At 60.8% G+C, this 20,663-nt stretch carries 22 protein-coding genes; 11 read left to right on the forward strand and 11 right to left on the reverse strand.

What is annotated here, in order from left to right:
• The first annotated feature begins 11 nt into the window (after positions 1-11).
• From prmC to MKS85_RS24120, 4 genes are all read left to right on the forward strand, one after another.
• Positions 12-842 carry a peptide chain release factor N(5)-glutamine methyltransferase gene (gene prmC / locus MKS85_RS24105; protein ID WP_188252274.1) on the forward strand — a complete coding sequence of 277 codons (831 nt, stop codon included), beginning with the start codon at positions 12-14 and terminating at the stop codon, positions 840-842.
• Complete coding sequence (locus tag MKS85_RS24110; protein WP_188252273.1) at positions 836-1,594, forward strand: molybdopterin-synthase adenylyltransferase MoeB; 759 nt, start codon at positions 836-838, stop codon at positions 1,592-1,594. The genes prmC and MKS85_RS24110 overlap by 7 nt, the downstream gene beginning before the upstream one ends.
• A complete protein-coding gene (gene murI, locus MKS85_RS24115) occupies positions 1,587-2,378 on the forward strand; it encodes a glutamate racemase (protein WP_188252272.1) in 792 nt (263 codons plus the stop codon). The genes MKS85_RS24110 and murI overlap by 8 nt, the downstream gene beginning before the upstream one ends.
• A 114-nt stretch (positions 2,379-2,492) precedes the next feature.
• Positions 2,493-3,011: an acyloxyacyl hydrolase gene (locus tag MKS85_RS24120; protein WP_047229402.1), complete on the forward strand. Its 519-nt coding sequence runs from the start codon at positions 2,493-2,495 to the stop codon at positions 3,009-3,011.
• Positions 3,012-3,110: 99 nt separating this feature from the next.
• Here the strand turns inward: MKS85_RS24120 and MKS85_RS24125 are convergent, their stop codons facing one another.
• The 6 genes from MKS85_RS24125 to MKS85_RS24150 all read right to left on the reverse strand — a co-directional run bounded on the left by MKS85_RS24125 (position 3,111) and on the right by MKS85_RS24150 (position 8,836).
• Positions 3,111-3,416, reverse strand: coding sequence for a YkgJ family cysteine cluster protein (locus tag MKS85_RS24125; RefSeq protein WP_047229403.1), 306 nt, complete (start codon positions 3,414-3,416; stop codon positions 3,111-3,113).
• Between the two features lie 28 nt (positions 3,417-3,444).
• A complete protein-coding gene (locus tag MKS85_RS24130) occupies positions 3,445-4,218 on the reverse strand; it encodes an SDR family oxidoreductase (RefSeq protein WP_188252271.1) in 774 nt (257 codons plus the stop codon).
• Between the two features lie 126 nt (positions 4,219-4,344).
• Positions 4,345-5,778 carry a deoxyribodipyrimidine photo-lyase gene (phrB, locus tag MKS85_RS24135; RefSeq protein WP_188252270.1) on the reverse strand — a complete coding sequence of 478 codons (1,434 nt, stop codon included), beginning with the start codon at positions 5,776-5,778 and terminating at the stop codon, positions 4,345-4,347.
• A complete protein-coding gene (locus tag MKS85_RS24140) occupies positions 5,779-6,717 on the reverse strand; it encodes a MerR family transcriptional regulator (RefSeq protein WP_139051141.1) in 939 nt (312 codons plus the stop codon). It abuts the gene before it with no gap.
• Entirely contained in the window at positions 6,717-7,679 is a 963-nt protein-coding gene (locus MKS85_RS24145; protein ID WP_188252269.1) for a DUF523 and DUF1722 domain-containing protein, read from the reverse strand. The genes MKS85_RS24140 and MKS85_RS24145 overlap by 1 nt, the downstream gene beginning before the upstream one ends.
• Positions 7,680-7,849: 170 nt before the next feature.
• The gene (locus tag MKS85_RS24150; protein WP_047229408.1) at positions 7,850-8,836 is read right to left on the reverse strand and encodes an NAD(P)/FAD-dependent oxidoreductase; all 987 of its coding nucleotides are present in this window, start codon (positions 8,834-8,836) and stop codon (positions 7,850-7,852) included.
• Positions 8,837-9,032: 196 nt separating this feature from the next.
• Between MKS85_RS24150 and MKS85_RS24155 the strand changes: the two genes are divergently transcribed.
• Positions 9,033-9,932, forward strand: a complete 900-nt coding sequence (locus MKS85_RS24155) for a TIGR01777 family oxidoreductase (protein WP_139051140.1) — start codon at positions 9,033-9,035, stop codon at positions 9,930-9,932.
• Positions 9,933-9,945: 13 nt separating this feature from the next.
• Complete coding sequence (gene hemH, locus MKS85_RS24160) at positions 9,946-10,971, forward strand: ferrochelatase (RefSeq protein WP_139051139.1); 1,026 nt, start codon at positions 9,946-9,948, stop codon at positions 10,969-10,971.
• Between the two features lie 129 nt (positions 10,972-11,100).
• On the opposite strand, the gene MKS85_RS24165 is transcribed toward hemH, so the two are convergent.
• A complete protein-coding gene (locus tag MKS85_RS24165) occupies positions 11,101-12,375 on the reverse strand; it encodes a uracil-xanthine permease family protein (protein ID WP_076386292.1) in 1,275 nt (424 codons plus the stop codon).
• 2 nt (positions 12,376-12,377) lie between these two features.
• Positions 12,378-13,016, reverse strand: coding sequence for a uracil phosphoribosyltransferase (upp, locus tag MKS85_RS24170; RefSeq protein WP_030138594.1), 639 nt, complete (start codon positions 13,014-13,016; stop codon positions 12,378-12,380).
• A gap of 175 nt (positions 13,017-13,191) precedes the next feature.
• Here upp and MKS85_RS24175 point away from each other — a divergent pair, with 175 nt between their 5' ends.
• Both MKS85_RS24175 and MKS85_RS24180 read left to right on the forward strand, forming a co-directional pair.
• Positions 13,192-13,749, forward strand: coding sequence for a hypoxanthine-guanine phosphoribosyltransferase (locus tag MKS85_RS24175; protein ID WP_047229412.1), 558 nt, complete (start codon positions 13,192-13,194; stop codon positions 13,747-13,749).
• Between the two features lie 3 nt (positions 13,750-13,752).
• Complete coding sequence (locus tag MKS85_RS24180) at positions 13,753-14,226, forward strand: WbuC family cupin fold metalloprotein (protein ID WP_076386290.1); 474 nt, start codon at positions 13,753-13,755, stop codon at positions 14,224-14,226.
• Between the two features lie 128 nt (positions 14,227-14,354).
• Here the strand turns inward: MKS85_RS24180 and dauA are convergent, their stop codons facing one another.
• Positions 14,355-16,094 (reverse strand): C4-dicarboxylic acid transporter DauA, encoded by a 1,740-nt coding sequence (gene dauA / locus MKS85_RS24185; RefSeq protein WP_188252268.1) that lies wholly within the window; start codon positions 16,092-16,094, stop codon positions 14,355-14,357.
• Positions 16,095-16,383: 289 nt separating this feature from the next.
• On the opposite strand from dauA, the gene MKS85_RS24190 reads away from it, so the two are divergent.
• Both MKS85_RS24190 and MKS85_RS24195 read left to right on the forward strand, forming a co-directional pair.
• On the forward strand, positions 16,384-16,869 hold the full coding sequence (locus tag MKS85_RS24190) for a hypothetical protein (RefSeq protein ID WP_092402479.1): 486 nt from the start codon (positions 16,384-16,386) through the stop codon (positions 16,867-16,869).
• 63 nt (positions 16,870-16,932) lie between these two features.
• Entirely contained in the window at positions 16,933-17,220 is a 288-nt protein-coding gene (locus tag MKS85_RS24195; protein ID WP_047229416.1) for a PA4642 family protein, read from the forward strand.
• Positions 17,221-17,337: 117 nt separating this feature from the next.
• On the opposite strand, the gene mqo is transcribed toward MKS85_RS24195, so the two are convergent.
• Together mqo and MKS85_RS24205 are read right to left on the reverse strand one after the other, a co-directional pair.
• Positions 17,338-18,846 (reverse strand): malate dehydrogenase (quinone), encoded by a 1,509-nt coding sequence (mqo, locus tag MKS85_RS24200; protein ID WP_047229417.1) that lies wholly within the window; start codon positions 18,844-18,846, stop codon positions 17,338-17,340.
• A 737-nt stretch (positions 18,847-19,583) separates the two neighbouring features.
• Positions 19,584-19,817: a hypothetical protein gene (locus MKS85_RS24205; RefSeq protein WP_092402475.1), complete on the reverse strand. Its 234-nt coding sequence runs from the start codon at positions 19,815-19,817 to the stop codon at positions 19,584-19,586.
• A 205-nt stretch (positions 19,818-20,022) separates the two neighbouring features.
• On the opposite strand from MKS85_RS24205, the gene MKS85_RS24210 reads away from it, so the two are divergent.
• Complete coding sequence (locus MKS85_RS24210; RefSeq protein WP_047229419.1) at positions 20,023-20,607, forward strand: YajG family lipoprotein; 585 nt, start codon at positions 20,023-20,025, stop codon at positions 20,605-20,607.
• Positions 20,608-20,663 lie beyond the last annotated feature (56 nt).

The raw sequence follows: 20,663 nt of genomic DNA on the forward strand, positions 1-20,663 counted from the left end.
CAGGTGAACATATGACCATCATCGCCAGTTTGTTACGCGCCGCCGAGCTGCCGGATTCGCCCACGTCCCGACTGGATGCCGAATTGCTGCTGGCCGCGGCACTGGGCAAGTCCCGCAGCTTCCTGCACACCTGGCCCGAGCGAATCGTGCCAAGCGAAGCGGCGCTGTTGTTCTCTGAATACCTGCGCCGCCGTCGTTCTGGCGAGCCAGTGGCTTATATCCTCGGGCAGCAAGGCTTCTGGAACCTGGACCTGGAAGTGGCGCCCCACACCTTGATTCCGCGTCCCGACACCGAACTGCTGGTGGAAACCGCGCTGGCCTTGCTGCCGGCCGCACCGGCGAGGGTTCTGGATCTGGGCACCGGCAGCGGCGCGATTGCTCTGGCATTGGCCAGCGAGCGCCCGGCCTGGACAATCACCGCGGTCGACCGTGTGCTGGAGGCGGTGGCCCTGGCCGAACGCAATCGCCAGCGCCTGGACCTGCGCAACGTCACGGTGCTGAGCAGCCACTGGTTCAGCGCTTTGGACGGTGAGCGTTTTGAGCTGATCATCAGCAACCCACCCTATATAGCCGCCACCGATCCTCATCTGGCGGAGGGCGACGTGCGGTTCGAGCCGGCCAGTGCCCTGGTGGCAGGGCACGACGGACTTGATGATTTGCGCACAATCATCGCCCAGGCCCCCGATCATCTTGAAATGGGTGGCTGGTTGATGCTCGAGCACGGTTACGATCAGGCCGACGCGGTGCGTGATCTGCTGCAAACCCAAGGGTTTACTGAAGTCCACAGCCGCCAGGACCTGGGTGGGCATGAGCGCATCAGCCTGGGGCGCCTTCCGTGCTGAACGATCAGGAGCTGTTGCGCTATAGCCGGCAGATTCTGTTGCAGCACGTCGACATCGACGGGCAACTGCGACTCAAGCACAGCCGCGTATTGATTGTCGGCCTCGGCGGACTTGGCGCTCCGGTGGCGTTGTACCTGGCCGCTGCTGGCGTCGGTGAGTTGCACCTGGCGGATTTTGACACGGTCGACCTGACCAACCTGCAACGCCAGATCATCCACGACACCGACAGTGTGGGCCTGAGCAAGGTCGATTCGGCGATGCGTCGCCTGACGGCGCTCAACCCCGACATCAGCCTGGTGCCTCACCCACAGGCCATGGACGAAGACAGTCTGTCTGCTGGCGTTGCGGCAGTGGATGTGGTGCTGGACTGTTCCGACAATTTCTCCACCCGCGAAGCGGTGAATGCGGCGTGTGTCGCTGCAGGCAAACCGCTGGTCAGCGGTGCGGCGATTCGCCTGGAAGGGCAGTTATCCGTGTTTGATCCGCGCCGCCCGGAAAGCCCCTGCTATCACTGCCTCTATGGCCACGGCAGTGAAGCCGAATTGACCTGCAGCGAAGCCGGTGTGCTCGGGCCGCTGGTGGGGTTGGTGGGCAGTCTGCAAGCCCTTGAAGCCTTGAAACTGTTGGCCGGCTTCGGCGAGCCACTGGTGGGGCGCCTGCTGTTGATCGACGCCTTGGGCAGCCGTTTTCGTGAGCTGAGGGTCAAGCGTGATCCGGGGTGCAGCGTCTGCGGTGGCAGCCAGCATGAGTGAAGCGCCGGTCGGTGTGTTCGACTCGGGTGTCGGCGGGCTGTCGGTGCTGGGGGAGATCCGTCGGCTGTTGCCCAATGAGTCACTGCTCTACGTTGCAGACTGTGGGCATATTCCCTACGGCGAGAAAACCCCGGATTTCATCCGGCAGCGCTGCGCAATCATCGCCAACTTTCTCCATCAGCAGGGCGCCAAGGCGCTGGTGGTGGCTTGCAATACCGCGACGGTCGCCGGGGTCGCCGATTTGCGTCGTGATTATCCCCACTGGCCCATTGTCGGCATGGAGCCGGCGGTCAAACCGGCGGCGGCTGCCACTCGAAGTGGCATTGTCGGTGTGCTGGCAACCACTGGCACATTACAAAGCGCCAAATTCGCCGCGTTACTTGATCGGTTCGCCACCGATGTGCAGGTGATCACCCAGCCATGCCCCGGGCTGGTAGAGCTGATTGAAGCAGGCGATCTCCAGAGCCCGGCTTTGCGTCAATTGCTGCAGGGCTATGTCGAACCTTTGCTGGCCGCCGGCTGCGACACGTTGATCCTGGGTTGCACGCACTATCCCTTCCTCAAGCCATTGCTCAAGCACATGGTCCCCGCGCACATCAGCCTGATCGACACGGGGGCCGCCGTTGCCCGGCAACTTCAACGCCTGCTCGCTGAACGCGGCCTCCTGGCCGCCGGTCCCGCCAGCGAAACGCGATTCTGGAGTAGCGCGGATCCGATACATTTAAGAAAAATCCTACCAACGCTATGGAATTCGTCCGGCGTTGTGCGAAGCTTCAGTCTGTAAAAAAAACCTGAAAAATACCTAAATCAGGCTGAACTTCTGTTTTAACGCGGATTTCTATAGCTTTGTCTGTTTGTAACAAAACTAACTAAGTCTGTTCGGAAAAGGATGTTTCTAATGAAGCGTTTATTCTGCTTGGCTGCACTTGCGGCTGCATTGTTGGGGCACACTTACTCCGCACAAGCGGCAGGTGTGGAGTTTGGGGTGGGCCAGACCGGCGAGTCGACCATGACTTACCGCTTGGGTATGCAGTTCGATTGGGACAAGAGCTGGTTGCAGAGTGATGTCGGTCGCCTGACCGGCTATTGGAGCGGCGCATACACGTATTGGGAGGGGGATGAGGCCTCCAGCAACCATAGCCTGTCGTTCTCGCCTGTCTTTGTGTATGAGTTTGCCGGTCAAAACGTAAAACCCTACATCGAGGCGGGTATCGGTGTTGCGTTGTTTGAAAATACCCAAGTGGAAAACAACCAGCTCGGTACGGCTTTTCAGTTCGAGGACCGCATTGGTTTCGGCCTGCGCTTCAACGGTGGACATGAAGTGGGTATTCGCGCCACTCATTACTCCAACGCCGGCATCAAGTCGACCAACGACGGTGTCGAAAGTTACGCGCTGCATTACACGATGCCGCTGTAACCCAAACCCGTGGGAGCGAGCCTGCTCGCGATAGCGAAGTATCAGACAACCTCATATTGACTGGTCTACCGCTATCGCGAGCAGGCTCGCTCCCACGGGCTACCGATATGCAGTCGCAATCCCTTTGCGTTCTTCAATACATTCCGGCGCGCCCATCTCGAACTCGCGGCAGATCAGCGGGCGTTTTTCGTAGATCGTGCACATCATGCTGTCGCGATCCAGCGCCGCGCACCAACCGTCATCGAGCCGCAACATCACTTCTCCACCCCATTCGTCCGTGTCGATAAAGCGTTCGGGCACGCCAGTGTCAGTGATCAGCATCACTTCCAGTTGGCAACAGCACGCCGCGCACGTCGAACAAGTGACGGCAGGCTGGGGGATCTGATGGACAGGGATGGTTTTCATGGCGCGCAGTGTAAGGCAACCGCGCCCCTCAGGGTTGGCCCTTGATCGGGCACCCATTCCCCGCTTTATCTGAGTCGACGTCAGTGAGCATCGATTCGGTCGATGAAGGTAGCGGCCAGAGTACGGTCATGGACGAAACGGGGAGCGCCACTTCATGGGGGCGCTCGGCCAGTTGTGTCAGCACGTGATGTGCCGCCGTTTCGGCCGTCCACTGGACTGGGGCCGGAAAACAGTCGTCGAGGCTGAGCGAAGGGCTATCGAAGCCTGGGTGAACCAGCGTCACGTCGATGCCCTCGGCCATCAGGTCGACGCGAGCCGACTCAAACAGAAAACGCATGCCTTTGCCGTCGGCCTCGCTATATGACGGTGGCAGGTAAGTCGCCGGGCTGGCGATGCCCACCAGATGGGACCGGTTGCCTGCACGCAGCAATGGCAGGGCAGTGTGAATGCAGAAGCTGGCCGCTATCAGATTGCTGCGCACAATGTGTTCGATGATCAAAGGGTCGGCGGGTTGGCCATCGATGTATTCGGCGGTTCCTGCATTGAGAATCACGGTGTCCAGCGAGCCCCACTGCCGGGCAATCTGTTCGCCGATCTCGCGTACGGTCTGGCTGTCGGTCAAGTTGCCGGGCACCGCCAGTACTTGTCCCGGATAACGTGCCGAAAGGTCTTCACTCGAGCGCGACGAGCGCGAGCTAACGGCCAGGTGTGCGCCGGTTTTGAGTATCGCTTCGGCCAACGAAACGCCGATTCCGTTGCCCGCACCGGTCAGCCAATATCGCTTACGAGTTTCTAGACCCATTCCATACTTCCTTCGCCGAGCAGAGTGCACGAGTTTGGTATAAGACTGTATGGCCGCAGGGTTGAAATTGCATCTTACGGTCCGTGTTTTTCTGTTCGCTGATCGCCCGATTTCTTGGTTTTACACTTATCGAGTTGGCAGGTTTCTGAACGCCTGCAATGCACGAGCCCGGGACTGACCCAGGTCGACAATCGCCGGAGGATAATCCGTCACGCCAAACAATCGGCCCTGCATGTTTGGATTATGGACCTGTTGCTTATCGAGATCGTTCAGTTCAGGTAACCAGCGTTTGATGAACAATCCTTCACGGTCGAATTTCTCCGATTGACTCAAGGGGTTGAAGATCCGGAACCAGGGCGCCGCATCCGTCCCGGTTGAGGCGCTCCACTGCCAGCCGCCGTTGTTGGCGGCCAAGTCGCCGTCGATCAGGTGTTGCATGAAAAAGCGCTCACCCTCGCGCCAGTCGATCAGCAGGTTCTTGGTCAGAAACATCGCCACCACCATCCGCAAACGGTTGTGCATCCACCCGGTTTCCAGCAACTGGCGCATGGCCGCGTCGATGATCGGCAAGCCAGTGCGTGCCTGTTTCCAGGCCTCCAGCTCTTCGGGGGCGTTGCGCCAGGCCAGCGTTTCGGTTTCCGTACGGAACGCGCGATGGCGAGACACACGTGGATAGCCCACTAGAATGTGTTTATAGAACTCACGCCAGAGCAATTCATTGATCCATGTCACAACACCGACATTTCCGCTCTCGAATTCACCCTGGTTGGCCTGCAGCGCCGCATGCAGGCATTGGCGCGGCGAGATCACACCCGCCACCAGGTACGCCGAGAGCTGGCTGGTGCCTGGTCTGGCGGGGAAGTCCCGTTCGCTCTGGTAATAATCGAGGTGTTGCTCAGCGAAGGTGTCCAAACGCCGCTGGGCTTCGTTTTCACCCGCTGGCCAGAGGGCGCGCAGCGTTTCACTCGCAGGCGAGAAGCCTTCGACTTGCGTGGGCACCGGGTCGCTGACAATGCCGGTGGGTGCCTGCCGGGCCGGTTTGGCGACCAGGCCTGGCAGCGAAAAGTGCAGGCGGCTGTAACAGACCTTGCGGAACTGGCTGAACACCTGGAAATAGGTGCCGGTTTTGGTCAGCACACTGCCGGGCTTGAACAGCAGTTGGTCGAGGTGGCTGTGAAATTCGATGCCCTGGCCCTGCAACGTTCGGGCAACTTCGGCATCTCGATGGGTTTCGTTCAAGCCGTATTCTTCATTGACATGGACGGCGTCGATTGCCAGTTCGTGGCACAGCGAGAGCAGAATCTGCGGTGCCTGATCCCAGCGTGCAGCGTGGCGGATCAGCAGCGGGATGTTCAACGCCTCCAGGGCAGTGCTCAACGAGGCGAGGTTACGCAGCCAAAAGTCGATCTTGCACGGTGCATCGTCATGCGCGCGCCATTGTTCCGGGCTCGGCAGGTACACCGCCACACAAGGTCCCCGGGCTGCTGCGGTGGCGAGGGCGGTGTTGTCGTGCAGGCGCAGGTCGCTGCGCAGCCAGATCAGTTGCGTGGGGTTTTTCATTCAAATAAGTGCTCTGCGACTCAGTTCGCGGTAAGCCGATAACGGATCTTCGGCCCACGTAAGGTTGTCGGTCGAAATGCCTGTGGATAACCGGGCGTGATGGATCGATGCGGCCGGGCCGGCGATGATGATCGGGCAATCCACCCCACTGATCAGCTTGGGCAGTTGGGACAGGTTCAGCGCGTTGCTGGAGTACAGCAGCACTCCACGGGCTTTGAGGCGTTCGACGGCCAAGGCCAGTTCGCCTGCGGGTATCGGCCCATCGAACACTTCCACGGGGCAATCGGCGCTGCTGGCCAGCCAGGCGCTAAGCCACAATTGGGGCTCCAGGGGCAGGTCCGAATGGTTGACCAGCAGCATTGGCGCACCGCGCAACTGACGATTGTTGTGGTAGATCCGACTGCCGAATTTGCTGCGCAGCCAGGAGTACAGAAACACCCGCTCCAACTGCGCACCGAACTGGCCTTGCCAGCGCAATTGCAGTTCGGCCAGCAAAGGCAGCAACAACTGCTCGCACACCGTCCAGGGCGGATAAAGCGCCATAGCCTGGTTGACCAGATCATCGACCTGACGCTCGGCCAGTTGCGTGACCGCCAGCATCAGGGCGTGGCGCTGACGCTGCCAGTCGTTTTCCAACGGTTCACTGGGCGGCTGCGGTGTGTCGAGCAGCGGTTTTATCTTGCTCACCGCCACCCCCCGATCGATCCAGGTGAGGATGCTCAAGATACGTTGCACATGATCGGCATTGAACAGTCGGTGACCCTTGGGGGTGCGGTGCGGCACGATCAGGCCATAACGGCGCTCCCAGGCTCTCAGGGTGACGGCATTGACCCCGGTTTGGCGGGCGACTTCGCGTATGGGCAGCCAGCCCTGCGCCAGGGCTTTGGCGAAGTCGGCCCCCAGGTCTTCGCTGGCGCTGGAATCAGGTTCGCTTTTCATCAAATGGCATTTCGCAGACTGAGGTTTTCCGGGTGCGGTTGCAGGTAGACCTGCTGCGCCAGATAGGGATCGGGATGCAGGCGCAAGTGATGCTTGAGCAAGGTCAGCGGAACCACCAAGGGTACGATGCCGAGGCGGTATTGCCCGATGAGGTGTTGTACTTCCTGCTTGTCTTCGGCGTTGATGGCGCGTTTGAGGTAACCGCTCAGGTGTTGCAGCACATTGGTGTGAGTGCGGCGGGTGGCGCATTTCTTCAAAGCAGCCATCAAGGCGCTGAAGTAGCGTGCGCCCAGCTCGTCAGGATCGGCCTTGCCCATGTTGCCCAACAGATTGCCCAAGGCCTTGTATTGCACAGGGTTATGGGCCATCAACAGATATTTGTAGCGCGAGTGAAAGTGGATCAGGTCGCGGCGTGTCAGGCTTTTGCGGCGCAGCGGTTGCCAGGCCGCGTAGGCAAATACCCGGGTCAGGAAATTTTCCCGCAGCACCGGGTCGTTCAGGCGACCGTCTTCCTCCACCGGCAAGTCGGGGTGGCGCTCGCAAAACGCCTGGGCATAGATGCCGCGTCCGCCGCCGTCCTGTGGCACGCTGTTGTGATCGTAGACCTTGACCCGCTCCAGTCCGCAGGACGGCGACTTCTGCATGAAGATGTAGCCGCAGATGTCATCCAGTTCCTCGGCCATCTGCTCTCCGTAAGCGGCCAATGGCCGGGTTACATTGAGGTCGTGCCTGACCGTGCCGACCGCGTCGGGTCGTTCGGGATTGCCCACCAGCCGGATCGGCTCGCGGGGAATGCCCAGGCCAATGGCGACTTCAGGGCAGACCGGGACGAAGTCGAAGTAGTCGACCAAGGTACGGCTGCATAGCTGCGATTGCTTGTGTCCGCCGTTGAAGCGAACTTCAGCGCCCATCAGGCAGGCGCTGATAGCGATTTTCGGTTTGACGACGGCATCATGGGGCATGGGCGACCTCTGATTTCAAATCTTGTACAAAATAACATTTGTGTACAATATTTTCATCATAGATCCGAACGCGCACAAGTCAACCGCTTTTGCGTGTGGGGCGATGTGGTTTTTGCGCAGACAGGCTGCTGCCTGTTTCGACAGCAGCGGGTGACGTAGGCTGGCGCGTTCTATTGCAGGCTGGCGTGCAGACGGCGTGCGGCTTCCTGACCGCTTAGCCAAGCACCTTCGACACGACCGGACAGGCACCAGTCGCCACAAACATACATACCCAGGTCGGCATCGGCCAAGGCGCCCCATTCATGGTTGCCGGCGGGGCGCGCGTAAAGCCAGCGATGGGCCACGCTGAAGCTGGGCGCAGGCATAGCACTGTGCAGCAGCTCGGCGAACGCGCCGTGCAGGTGTTCGATCACCGCCTCCTTGGCCATGTCGATATGTTGGCGACTCCAGTCGCTGGTGGCGTGCAGCACCCAGGTGTCGAGCGTGCTGTCGCGCCCCGGTTTGCTGCGGTTGCGAGCCAGCCAGTCGAGGGGGCTGTCCTGGACGAAGCAGCCTTCCATTGAGGTATCCAGCGGTGTTTCGAAGGCCAGGGCCACGGCCCAGGTGGGGTCCATCTTCACGCCCGCCGCCACTGCGGCCAGCTTTGGCACGGCCGCCAGCAATGCCGTGGCCTGGGGCGCGGGCGTGGCGATCACCACCTGGCCGAAGGGGCCGTGGGTGAAGCCTTCCGCGTCCTGCAAGTGCCAATGCTCCTGACCGCGGTACACCTCGGTAATGCGACAGGAGAACTGCACCTGCAACTCGCCAAGCAAGGCGCGGGTGATGGCGCTCATGCGCGGGGTGCCGACCCAGCGGGTCTGCTCATCCGGCGACGGGCTCAGTTGCCCATCCTTGAAATGATAAAGCTGAGGTGTCCATTCCGCCGCCCAACCCTGGGCTTGCCAACGCTGGACTTCCATCACGAAGCGGCGATCGCGGGCGGTGAAATACTGTGCGCCCATGTCCAGTGCGCCGGCATCACTGCGCTTGCTGGACATGCGTCCGCCACTGCCATGGCTTTTATCGAAGAGTTGAACGACATGCCCGGCCTCCGTCAGGGCCTGGGCGGCTGAAAGTCCGGCGATGCCGGTGCCGATGATTGCGATAGGTACAGTCATGAGGGCCTCGTTTACCTTTCTGTACAGACTACGCCGTCGTTTAAACCTGTGCAATTAGGGTTTTTGGTATAAGTTTTACCGTTCGCGTTTTGACAGGGTGACCTATTGTTAAACACAGACCCTGCCTGATACGAAAAATCCCTGCTTATAAAAATAGACTAATGGGCTGGGTAAAACGCGATGCGAGGAACACTTCATGCACATATTGCTGACCGGCGGTACTGGTTTGATCGGACGTCAGCTCTGCCGCCACTGGTTGGCGCAGGGCCATCGCTTGACGGTGTGGAGTCGTCGCCCCGAAGACGTGGCGAAGATCTGCGGCGCGCAAGTGCGGGGTGTCGCCAGGCTCGAGGAGATTGCCGAGCCGGTGGATGCGGTGGTCAACCTCGCGGGTGCACCGATTGCGGATCGCCCCTGGAGCCATAAACGCAAGAAGTTGTTGTGGAGCAGTCGCATCACCCTGACAGAAGCGTTGTTGGCTTGGCTGGAGCGTAGCGAACACAAACCCGGGGTATTGATTTCCGGTTCCGCGGTGGGGTGGTACGGCGACGGCGGCGAGCGTGAGCTGACCGAGGACTCGGGACCGGTGAGCGAGGACTTCGCCAGCCAGTTGTGCATCGCCTGGGAGGAAACCGCGCAGCGCGCCGAGGCCATGGGCATACGGGTGGTACTGGTTCGCACCGGTCTGGTCCTGTCGGCCGAGGGCGGCTTTTTGTCGCGGCTGCTGCTGCCGTTCAAACTGGGGTTGGGCGGGCGTATTGGCAATGGCCGGCAGTGGATGCCGTGGATTCACATTGCCGATCAAATCGCTCTGATTGATTTTCTTCTGCACCGCGATGAGGCCAGCGGTCCTTATAATGCCTGCGCGCCGAACCCGGTGCGTAACCGCGATTTTGCCAAGGCCCTGGGGGGCGTGTTGCATCGGCCGGCCGTGGTGCCGATGCCGGAGCTGGCGCTGAAGGTCGCATTGGGAGAATTGTCATTGCTGCTGCTGGGCGGCCAGCGCGCAACGCCGGCCCGATTGCAGGCGGCGGGTTTCACTTTCCGGTTCACTGATTTGCATGCGGCTCTCGACGATTTGTCGAACCGCCTTTGAAATAGGACGTTGCATGACCGATCACGCGTTGCTTCTGGTGAATCTGGGTTCGCCTGCTTCTACTTCGGTGGCCGATGTGCGCCGCTACCTCAATCAGTTTCTGATGGACCCCTACGTCATCGACCTGCCGTGGCCGGTGCGGCGCTTGCTGGTGTCGCTGATCCTGATCAGGCGCCCCGAGCAATCGGCCCATGCCTATGCGTCGATCTGGTGGGACGAGGGCTCGCCGCTGGTGGTGCTCAGCCGTCGCTTGCAACAAGCCATGACTGCGCAATGGACCCAGGGGCCGGTTGAGTTGGCGATGCGTTATGGCGAGCCGTCCATTGAGTCGACCCTGGTGCGCCTGGCAAGTCAGGGCCACAAGAAGATCACGCTGGCGCCGTTGTATCCGCAATTTGCCGACAGCACAGTCACCACGGTGATCGAAGAAGCCAAGCGGGTAGTGCGCGAAAAGAAGCTCAATGTGCAGTTCTCGATTCTCCAGCCGTTCTACGATCAGCCGGAATACCTCGACGCCCTGGTTGCCAGCGCCAAGCCGTATCTGATGCAGGATTACGACCACCTGCTGTTGAGCTTCCATGGTTTGCCCGAGCGGCACCTGACCAAGCTCGACCCCACGGGTTTTCATTGCTTCAAGGACGCCGACTGCTGCAAAAATGCGCCGCCTGAGGTCATGGCTACGTGTTACCGCGCGCAATGCATTCGCACCGCCGACCTGTTCGCCCAGCGCATGGGGCTCAAGGATGGCCAATGGTCGGTGTCGTTCCAGTCGCGGCTGGGGCGCGCCAAGTGGATCGAACCCTACACCGAAGCGCGCCTGGATGAACTGGCTAAAAGTGGCGTGAAGAAAGTGCTGGTGATGTGCCCGGCGTTCGTGGCCGACTGCATCGAAACCCTGGAAGAAATCGGTGATCGCGGGCGCGAGCAATTTCGTGAGGCGGGCGGGGAGGAGTTGGTGCTGGTGCCGTGTCTCAATGATGATGTGCAATGGGCGCAGGCGTTGAGCACCCTGTGCGAGCGGGCACCGATCGCTTTGTAAAATTCAAGGGCCCAATCGTGAGCAGGCTCGCTCCCACAATGGATCTCGAGTGTTCAAAGATCCGCTGATGTGGGAGCGAGCCTGCTCGCGATAGCTATTTGACTGGCAGCACAAAACTTCAAGCTTGAGTCAGATCAGCGGCTCATCCGCCTTCTTCTGCTTCCAGCCGTCATTGCCCGGCAGGATCAGGTTCAGGGCGATCGCCACCACCGCGCACAGCGCGATGCCTTTGAGGCCGAAGTCGTCCGGGCCGGTGCCGGTGCCTACCAGCACACCGCCGATACCAAACACCAGCGTCACCGAAACGATCACCAGGTTGCGCGCTTCGCTCAGGTCGATCTTGTGGCGGATCAGCGTGTTCATGCCCACCGCCGCGATCGAACCGAACAACAGGCACAGGATCCCGCCCATTACCGGCACTGGGATGCTTTGCAGCAGCGCGCCGAACTTGCCGATGAACGCCAGGCTGATGGCGAAGATCGCCGCCCAGGTCATGATTTTCGGATTGTAGTTTTTGGTCAGCATCACCGCGCCAGTGACTTCGGCGTAGGTGGTGTTGGGCGGGCCGCCGAACAGGCCGGCTGCCGTGGTGGCGATGCCATCGCCGAGCAGGGTGCGGTGCAGGCCGGGTTTTTTCAGGTAGTCGCGACCGGTCACGCTGCCCACGGCGATGACCCCACCGATGTGCTCGATGGCTGGCGCCAAAGCCACCGGTACGATGAACAGGATCGCTTGCCAGTTGAACTCCGGCGCGGTGAAGTTCGGCAGGGCGAACCATGGCGCGGCGGCGATTTTGGCGGTGTCCACTACACCAAAATAAAACGCCATGGCAAAGCCCACCAGCACGCCGGAAATGATCGGCACCAGGCGGAAAATACCTTTGCCGAACACCGCGACGATCAGGGTGGTGAGCAGCGCCGGCATCGAGATCAGCATCGCCGTCTGGTAGGCAATCAGCTCGGTGCCGTCGCCGGCCTTGCCCATGGCCATGTTGGCGGCAATCGGTGCCATGGCCAGGCCGATGGAAATGATCACCGGCCCAATCACCACCGGCGGCAGCAAGCGGTCGATAAAACCGGTGCCCTTGACCTTCACCGCCAGGCCCAGGAAGGTGTAGACGAAACCGGCCGCCATCACCCCGCCCATGGTCGCGGCCAGGCCGAACTGGCCCTTGGCGAGAATGATCGGGGTGATGAAGGCAAAGCTCGATGCCAGAAACACCGGCACCTGGCGCCCGGTGACGATCTGGAACAGGATTGTTCCCAGGCCTGCGGTGAACAGCGCTACGTTGGGGTCCAGCCCGGTGATCAGCGGCATCAGTACCAGCGCGCCGAAGGCGACGAACAGCATCTGCGCGCCAGACAATACCTGGCGCCAGAGCGGATCGTTGAACTCATCCTGCATGCTCAAGCGTCCTTCTGCTTGGTACCGAAGATCTTGTCGCCGGCATCGCCCAGGCCCGGGATGATGTAGCCATGTTCGTTGAGTTTCTGGTCGATGGAAGCGGTGTAGATGGTGACGTCGGGGTGAGCGTCTTCCACGGCCTTGATGCCTTCGGGGGCCGCCACCAGCACCATGGCGCGGATGTCACGGCAACCGGCTTTTTTCAGCAGGTCGATGGTGGCGACCATGGAGCTGCCGGTGGCGAGCATCGGATCGATGATCATTGCCAGGCGCTCGTCGATTTCCGGCACCAGTTTTTCCAGGTAGGTGTGCGCCTGCAGGGTCTGCTCGTTGCGGGCCACGCCCACGGCGCTGACTTTGGCGCCCGGGATCAGGCTCAGCACGCCTTCGAGCATGCCGATGCCGGCACGCAGGATCGGCACCACGGTGATTTTCTTGCCGGCGATTTTTTCCACCTGGACCGTGCCGGCCCAACCGTCGATTTCATAGGACTCCAGCGGCAGGTCCTTGGTGGCTTCGTAGGTGAGCAGTGCACCGACTTCCTGGGCAAGTTCGCGGAAGTTCTTCGTGCTAATGTCGGCGCGGCGCATCAGGCCGAGTTTATGTCTGATCAGCGGGTGGCGGATCTCGAGGATGGGCATGGGGAAAGCTCCGGCGGCGGGCAAAAAAACCGGCCTAGATTAATCTATCCGAGGGTGTTGTCCTATAGACAATACAGAACGTTAGTCCACAAACGCTTGATCTGGCCGGGCGGGATGCGTACCTTTGCCCGCTTTTCCGAACCCGTCCCTCCCCCAACCTCCCCTGGAGAGCGCCATGTCCGCTGATCTCGAGCATATCCGTCAAATCATGCGAGAGGCTGACTGCCTGTACACCGAAGCCGAAGTCGAAGCGGCCATCGCCCGTGTCGGCGCGCAAATCAACGACCAGTTGGCCGATTCCAACCCGGTGGTGTTCTGCGTCATGAACGGTGGGCTGATTTTCTCCGGCAAACTGCTGACCTACCTGAACTTCCCGCTGGAAGCGTCCTATCTGCACGCCACCCGTTACCGCAACGAAACCAGCGGTGGCGACCTGTTCTGGAAAGCCAAGCCGGAAGTTTCGTTCATCGACCGTGACGTGCTGATCATCGACGACATCCTCGACGAAGGTCACACCCTGGGCGCCATCATCGACTTCTGCAAACACGCCGGTGCCCGCGCTGTGCACACTGCCGTGCTGATCGACAAGGACCACGACCGCAAGGCCCGTCCGGACCTGAAAGCCGATTTCGTCGGCCTGCCGTGCATTGACCGCTACATCTTCGGCTACGGCATGGACTACAAAGGTTACTGGCGCAATGCCAACGGTATTTTCGCCGTCAAAGGAATGTAATCGATGAACCGGCCGGGCTTTCTGGATCAAGCGCTGTTCAACGAACTGGCCGAGAAAGCCACGGCCAGTCCTCGCGGGCGCCAACACCACAATTTTCATCAGATGGACGAGCCTTGCCATCGCATGGCGGTTGGCTTGCAGCCGTCCACTTACATCCCGCCGCATCGCCACCTGAGCGCCGACAAGGCTGAAACCTTGCTGGTGCTCAAGGGCCGGCTCGGTGTGTTGATCTTTGATGAAACCGGGACGGTGGTGGACAAGCGTATCCTGCAGGCCGGTGGCGATTGCCTCGGTGTCGACCTGCCGGCGGGCGTGTACCACGGTTTAGTGGTGCTGGAAGCCGACAGCCTGATGTTCGAGTGCAAGGCCGGGCCTTACCGCCCGGTGGGCGATGGCGAACTGGCCCCCTGGGCGCCCCGCGAAGGCGAGGCGGGGGTGGCGCAGTACCAGGCCTGGATGCGCGCTCAGTTCGACTGAGCGGTGCTTCTGTGGCGAGGGAGCTTGCTCCCGCTGGGCTGCGCAGCAGCCCCAATTGCAGGTGGATGCTACGCACCCAAGCGGGAGCAAGCTCCCTCGCCACAAACAGCTGCGTGGCAACAGATCAATCAGGCCGGGCTCGAGTGTGCAGCGCTACCGGCGAGCCATTTTTCGCTTTTGGCCCGTGCCTGCTCCAGGGTCTGCACATACGCCAGTTGGCGCTGCTCGCGATGGATGCCGGCGCGGCGCAACTTCAGGCGTACCCGTGGCGCGGTTGCCACCAGAATCAGGCCGATGCCCTGCTTGCGGTAGTCCTTGAGGATACTTTCAAAAGCCGCCAGCGCAGTCATGTCCAACATCGGCACGGCGCTCATTTCCACCACCATCACCCGAATCCCCGGATCAAATTTGCGCAGCACATCCAGGGCCTTTTCTGCCGCGCCGAAAAACAGCGGTCCGCGAATGGCGTAGCAGCGGACGTGCTCGGGCATCTCCAGCAGGGCCTGATGGAAATGGCGCGGCAGTTCGGCGGTGTCCGTCAGCTCACTCATGCGTTTGATGAACAGCCCGGCGGCCAGCAGCAGGCCGACGGCGACGGCCAGGACCATGTCGAACAGTACGGTCAGGCTCAGGCAGGTCAGTAGCACCAGCACGTCACTGCGTGGGGCGATACGCAAGGTGTGCAGCACGTGTCCGGCTTCGCTCATGTTCCAGGCCACCATCACCAGCAATGCCGCCAGCGCTGCCATGGGCAGATAGCTGAACAACGGCGCCAGCAGCACAATCGCCCCCAATACCACGAGGCTGTGAATGATCGCGGCCAATGGCGAAAACGCGCCGCTGCGCACATTGGTGGCGCTGCGGGCAATCGCCGCCGTGGCAGTGATGCCGCCGAACAGTGGCGCCACCAGATTGCCCAGGCCCTGGCCGATCAGTTCGGCGTTGGGGTCGTGTTTACTGCCGGTCATGCCGTCGGCCACCACCGCGCACAACAGCGACTCAATGGCACCGAGCATGGCGATGGCAAAGGCAGGCCCGAGCAATTGGCGGATCAGATCGTAGGACAGTCCCAAGGAGCGGCCCTGACTGTCCGGGAGATTCCAAGGCCAGTCGAAACTTGGCAAAAATGGCGGGATGCCGGGGTAACTGATGCCGTCGACCACGTAGCTGAAACGTTCGCCCAATGTCGCGATTTGCCAGCCGCCGCTTTCCAGCGCCAGCCCCAACAGCGCACCCACCAACAGGGCGACCAGATGTCCCGGAACACGCGGCACCCAGCGCGGCCAGACAATCAATACCGCCAGGCAGATGAGGCCGATAAGGCCGTCGCCGAGCCGGGCGCTGGGCAGCGCCGTGATCAAGGCGCCCAATTGCTCGATGTAATGCTCGGCGTTGCCGACAGTGGTCAGGCCCAACAGGTCTTTGAGTTGCAGGGTGGCAATGACCACGCCGATCCCGGCGGTAAAACCGAGAACGACCGGATAAGGAATGTACTGGATCAGCCGCCCGGCCCGCATCAGGCCCAGCGCTATCAGGATCATGCCCGCCAGCATCGTGCACAGCAGCAGGCCGCCCAGGCCGTATTGCTGGGTAATGGGCAGCAGGATCACCACGAACGCCGCTGTCGGCCCGCTCACGTTGAAGCGCGAGCCGCCGGTGAGGGCGATCAGGGGGGCGGCTACCAGCACCGTGTACAAGCCATGCTGCGGCGGCACGCCCACGGCGATTGCCAGGGCCATGGCCAAGGGGATGGCAATGATGCCGACGGTCAGCCCGGCCACCAGATCGCCACGCAGGCGCTCAAGGGTGTAACCGGCGCGCCAGGTTTGGCGCCAAGCGGCGAATATCGGTGGGGCGGAGAAGGACATGGGCACTCCACGCATGAAAGAAAGGGATACATCCTGAGCTTTGCCAAACACAAAATTCGTGGCGAGGGAGCTTGCTCCCGCTCGAGTGCGTAGCGCTCGCAAAATATCTTGGGGCCGCTGCGCAACCCAGCGGGAGCAAGCTCCCTCGCCACAAAGGCATACACCGGCAGGCCGGGGCTGATGGCTCTTTGAGTATGCCGTGCTCGTGGCGCGGATGTATTGACCTGGATCGTTATTTTTACCGCCTGGGCTCATGCTAGAGTGCCGGGCCAAGACCCTGGAGCCTGTCATGAGTGTACTGACCCGCCGCTGCGCCGCTCTGCTGCTGATGTCCAGCCTGTCGTGGGCGGCCGTTGGCGCGCCGATGCACAGTCAATTTCTGCCCCCCGACGATCTGGCGGTACGTCAGGAACAACCCGAACACCAGCAATTGCTCCAGGTCACCGAGTATTCGGTGGTGCTGGGCAATCAGCGTCAGTCCAACCAGCAACCGATACCGGTTACATCGCCGTTGCTGGTGCGCCTCAAAGGTAAACCCCTGAACAAAGGCGCCACCCTCAACCAGGTGATCCTGAACTTCGATGGCGAAAGCAAAAGCCTGAAAAAGCCTGCCTTCGACGAGGCGAGCAAGACCCTGACCCTGTCTTATCCACAGGCCCAGTATCAAGTGGTGATCGATCTGCTGCGCAACGACACGGTGTACGTGCAGTTCCTCAGCTACGCCAATGGCCATATCTGGGCCGACCTGCACACCGGTGCTGTACGCCCGCGTTGAGCCCCGAGGCCTGCCGGGGGTAAACTGCCCGCCCCCGTGAACTGTGCGAGCTGGAGCCCGGCAATGCGTAAAGACAAGAAACAAGTGATTGGTGACGAGATTGGCGATGAGCAGATCAAGCTGTTCCTCAATTTCGATCCGGTCGATGCCACTTCGCCGTCGCTGCACAAACTGATCAAGGCCTACCGTGGCCTGCGGGTCGACGACTTCGAGCGCTTTCTGACGTTTTTCGTCGAGGCCGGCTACGACCTCAATGGCAAGGATGAGCATGGCAACGATTTCGTGGCGCTGATCCAGGACCAGCGCAATGCCGAGGAATACATCGAGTTGATCAACAAGGCTCGTGGCTGATTACTAAGCGGCCTGCCTCGCAGGCCAGCGGGAGCAAGCCCCCTCGCCACGACAGCTTCTCCCATAAAAAAACGCCCCGTTCTCAGAAAGAACGGGGCGTTTTTTTATCCGGCAGAATCAAGCGAAGCTGGGTGTCTCGCTGCTTTCTTCAACCAGTTCCAGGGCGACGTTGTTCTGCGCATTGACCTTGCGATACAGCGCTGCGTCGGTTTCCAGCACCTTTTCCCGCGCCGGGAAGATCTCAGCGAGTTTGCTCGCCCATTCTCCCTTGGCTTTGTCCGGGAAGCAGCGCTCGATCAGGTCCAGCATGATCGAGACGGTCACCGAAGCACCGGGCGAGGCGCCGAGCAAGGCGGCGAGGGTGCCGTCCTTGGCCGCTACCAGTTCGGTGCCGAACTGCAGGACACCGCCTTTCTTCGGGTCCTTCTTGATGATCTGAACCCGTTGGCCGGCCACTTCCAGGCGCCAGTCCTCGGCTTTCGCCTCGGGATAGAAGCGACGCAGGGATTCCAGGCGCTGCTCCATGGACTGCATCACTTCGCTGATCAGGTACTTGGTCAGGTCCATGTTGTCCCGGGCCACGGCCAGCATCGGGCCGATGTTGCCGGCACGTACCGACAGCGGCAGATCCATGAGCGAACCATGCTTGAGGAACTTGGTGGTGAAACCGGCGTATGGCCCGAACAGCAGGGATTTCTTGCCATCGACTACGCGGGTGTCCAGATGCGGCACGGACATCGGTGGCGAGCCCACGGCGGCCTGGCTGTAGACTTTGGCCTGGTGATGTTTGACCACTTCCGGGTTGTCGCAACGCAGCCACTGGCCGCTGACCGGGAAGCCACCGAAGCCTTTGCTTTCTTCGATGCCCGACGCTTGCAGCAGCGGCAATGCCGCCCCACCGGCGCCCAGGAAGACAAACTTGGCATCGACGTCACGGCTGCTGCCGGAATTGACGTCCTTGATGCTGACGGTCCAGCCCGCGCCGTTGCGCTTGAGGCCGGTGACGCGCTTGCAATATTTGACCTGGGTGTCCGGGGCGCTGGTCAGGTGCTTGAGCAACTGGTTGGTCAGGGCGCCGAAGTTGACGTCGGTGCCGTTCATGACGCGGGTGGCGGCGATGACTTCGTCAGCTGGCCGGCCCGGCATCATCAGCGGCATCCACTCGGCCATCACGGCCTTGTCCTCGGTGTATTCCATGTCAGCGAAGGCGTGATGCTGGCGCATCAGTTCAAAGCGCTTTTTCAGGAACGACACGCCTTTTTCACCCTGCACGAAGCTCAGGTGCGGGACGGGGGCAATGAAGGATTTGGATGAGCCGAACGTGCCTTTTTTGGTCAGGTACGTCCAGAACTGCTTCGACACCTCGAACTGGGTGTTGATGTGCACGGCTTTCTTGATGTCGACACTGCCATCGGCCGCCTGGGGCGTGTAGTTCAGCTCACACAGCCCGGCGTGGCCGGTGCCGGCGTTGTTCCACGGGTTGGAACTCTCCGCGGCACCGGAATCCATCAACTCGACGACTTCCAGCGAGATCGCGGGGTCGAGTTCCTTGAGCAGCACGGCCAGGGTGGCACTCATGATGCCGGCCCCTACCAGAACTACATCGACTGCTTCGTTATGCGCCATTTAACGCGTCTCCAAAATCTGCAGCACCAAATTGTCGGCATGGCGGCCAGGAGTGGCGGGGCAGGTCAGTTGCGCCCCAGGTATCCATGGCCAGGATCGCCATGTCCGAATCTTCGCAATTTTTCGCAACTACTGCGGATGCATGCAGCCTGGCCTCAGAGTCCCATGAACTCATTTAAGCGCCGGGCAGGCAATTCGACTTATGGCCGAGACATCCGTTCGTGCAACCAAATCCGTAGCGGACAGGCTTCAGGCGCCGGTTCTTGAACGATAGGCGGTCCTGTGTCGTTGGGCTGTTTCAGACGCTAATGGTGCTTGTTCAGACGCAAAACTATTCATTTGCTCGCCACACTCTCGTGAAGTTGTGAAAACCCGTTTTTTCACGCTCTTTTGAAGACGTGAACCTCAAAAAAGGGCTGTCCCAGCCTGGCACCGCGCCCGGTTTGGTTTGCCCCCATGTAATACATGACAGGCAAAACGGGCAGACAGCTCAGTGACCGAGCGTAATGACAGCTCTGCAGATTCGCGAAAAGTGGTGATTTGCTTGAAAAACAGCAAGCGCGCCAGCTTCACTCGATCTGTGTGGGCGGCTCTCTGTGGGCGGTGCGGGGTGCCAATACAAGCGCATTAGCGGTGTTGCGAGGCCCGATCAGGAGACGTCCTTATAATCGGGGGCAGATTGTATCGAAGAAACGCAGGGAAATGGTCGTGTTTAATGACTTTTATTAGCCATCCGGTCAGACGGCCAACAGTTGACGGTTGCGTGGGCGAGCGCCAAGGGTTTGCACGCGGGCGCTGGCGGGCAATGGCTGGTGCAGCCAGTTCAAGCGAATCTCTTCGATTTCCACCCAACCTTCACCCATGGGCTGCAGGCTGCATTGCTTGAATGCCTGGCAACGGCCGTTGCGGTCCAGCAGGGCGAAGCAGCGGTGCTGTGGGCGCGGGGTGAACAGGGAAATGAGAAAACGCATGGTCGGACACCGTGTCGGGGAGCTTGTGCCAAGGCTGACAGGAGGCCATGACATGCCGGTGTAAGGATCATGACAATGGCATGACACGAACCGGTTTTCCCATGGGGTGTCAGACATTTGAGTATTCATCGTGCAGCGCTAGTTCACCGCCATGGCGCACCGCTATACTGCGGGCCTGTTTGTGCCCGATTCTGGAGAGAAGAGCATGTTGCAACGCCTGTTGTTCGGTTTGATCGCTGTGACCAGTCTGGCCCTCGTCGGCTGCGCCCACAGCCCGCAACAACTTAACCCGGAGCCCAAGCTCAACGCCCAGCTGGCGCCCGTGGGCCGCGGCCAGCCGGTGGTGGTACGGGTGGTGGACGGTCGTCCGTCGCCGACCCTCGGCACCCGCGGCGGGCTGTACCCGGAAACCAGTGTGATCACGGTGCAGGGCGCGCAGATTTTGCCCAAGCTGCAGGCCCAGGCCGAAGCGGCGGTACGTTTGCTGGGCTTCACCCCTACCGCCAACGCGATGAATGCACCGCAACTGACCGTCACCCTGGCCGAGTTGAAGTACCAGTCGCCCAAGGAAGGTATGTATGTGACCGAAGCCACCATCGGCGCGACCTTCCGCTCCGAGGTGCAGAACGCCAATCGTCGTTACAGCGGTCGTTACGGTGCCTCGCTGGACCAGCGCTTCGGCATGGCGCCTAACCAGGACACCAACACCAAGCTGGTCAGCGACGTGTTGAGCGATGCCCTGACACGCCTGTTCAAGGACCCGACCATTGGTCAGGTGCTGGCTGAGTAAGTAGGACGTTCCGTAACCCCTGTGGGAGCGAGCCTGCTCGCGATGGCGGATCAGTC

It is taken from the genome of Pseudomonas sp. JL2 (assembly GCF_031570495.1).
GTDB lineage: Bacteria > Pseudomonadota > Gammaproteobacteria > Pseudomonadales > Pseudomonadaceae > Aquipseudomonas > Aquipseudomonas rhizophila.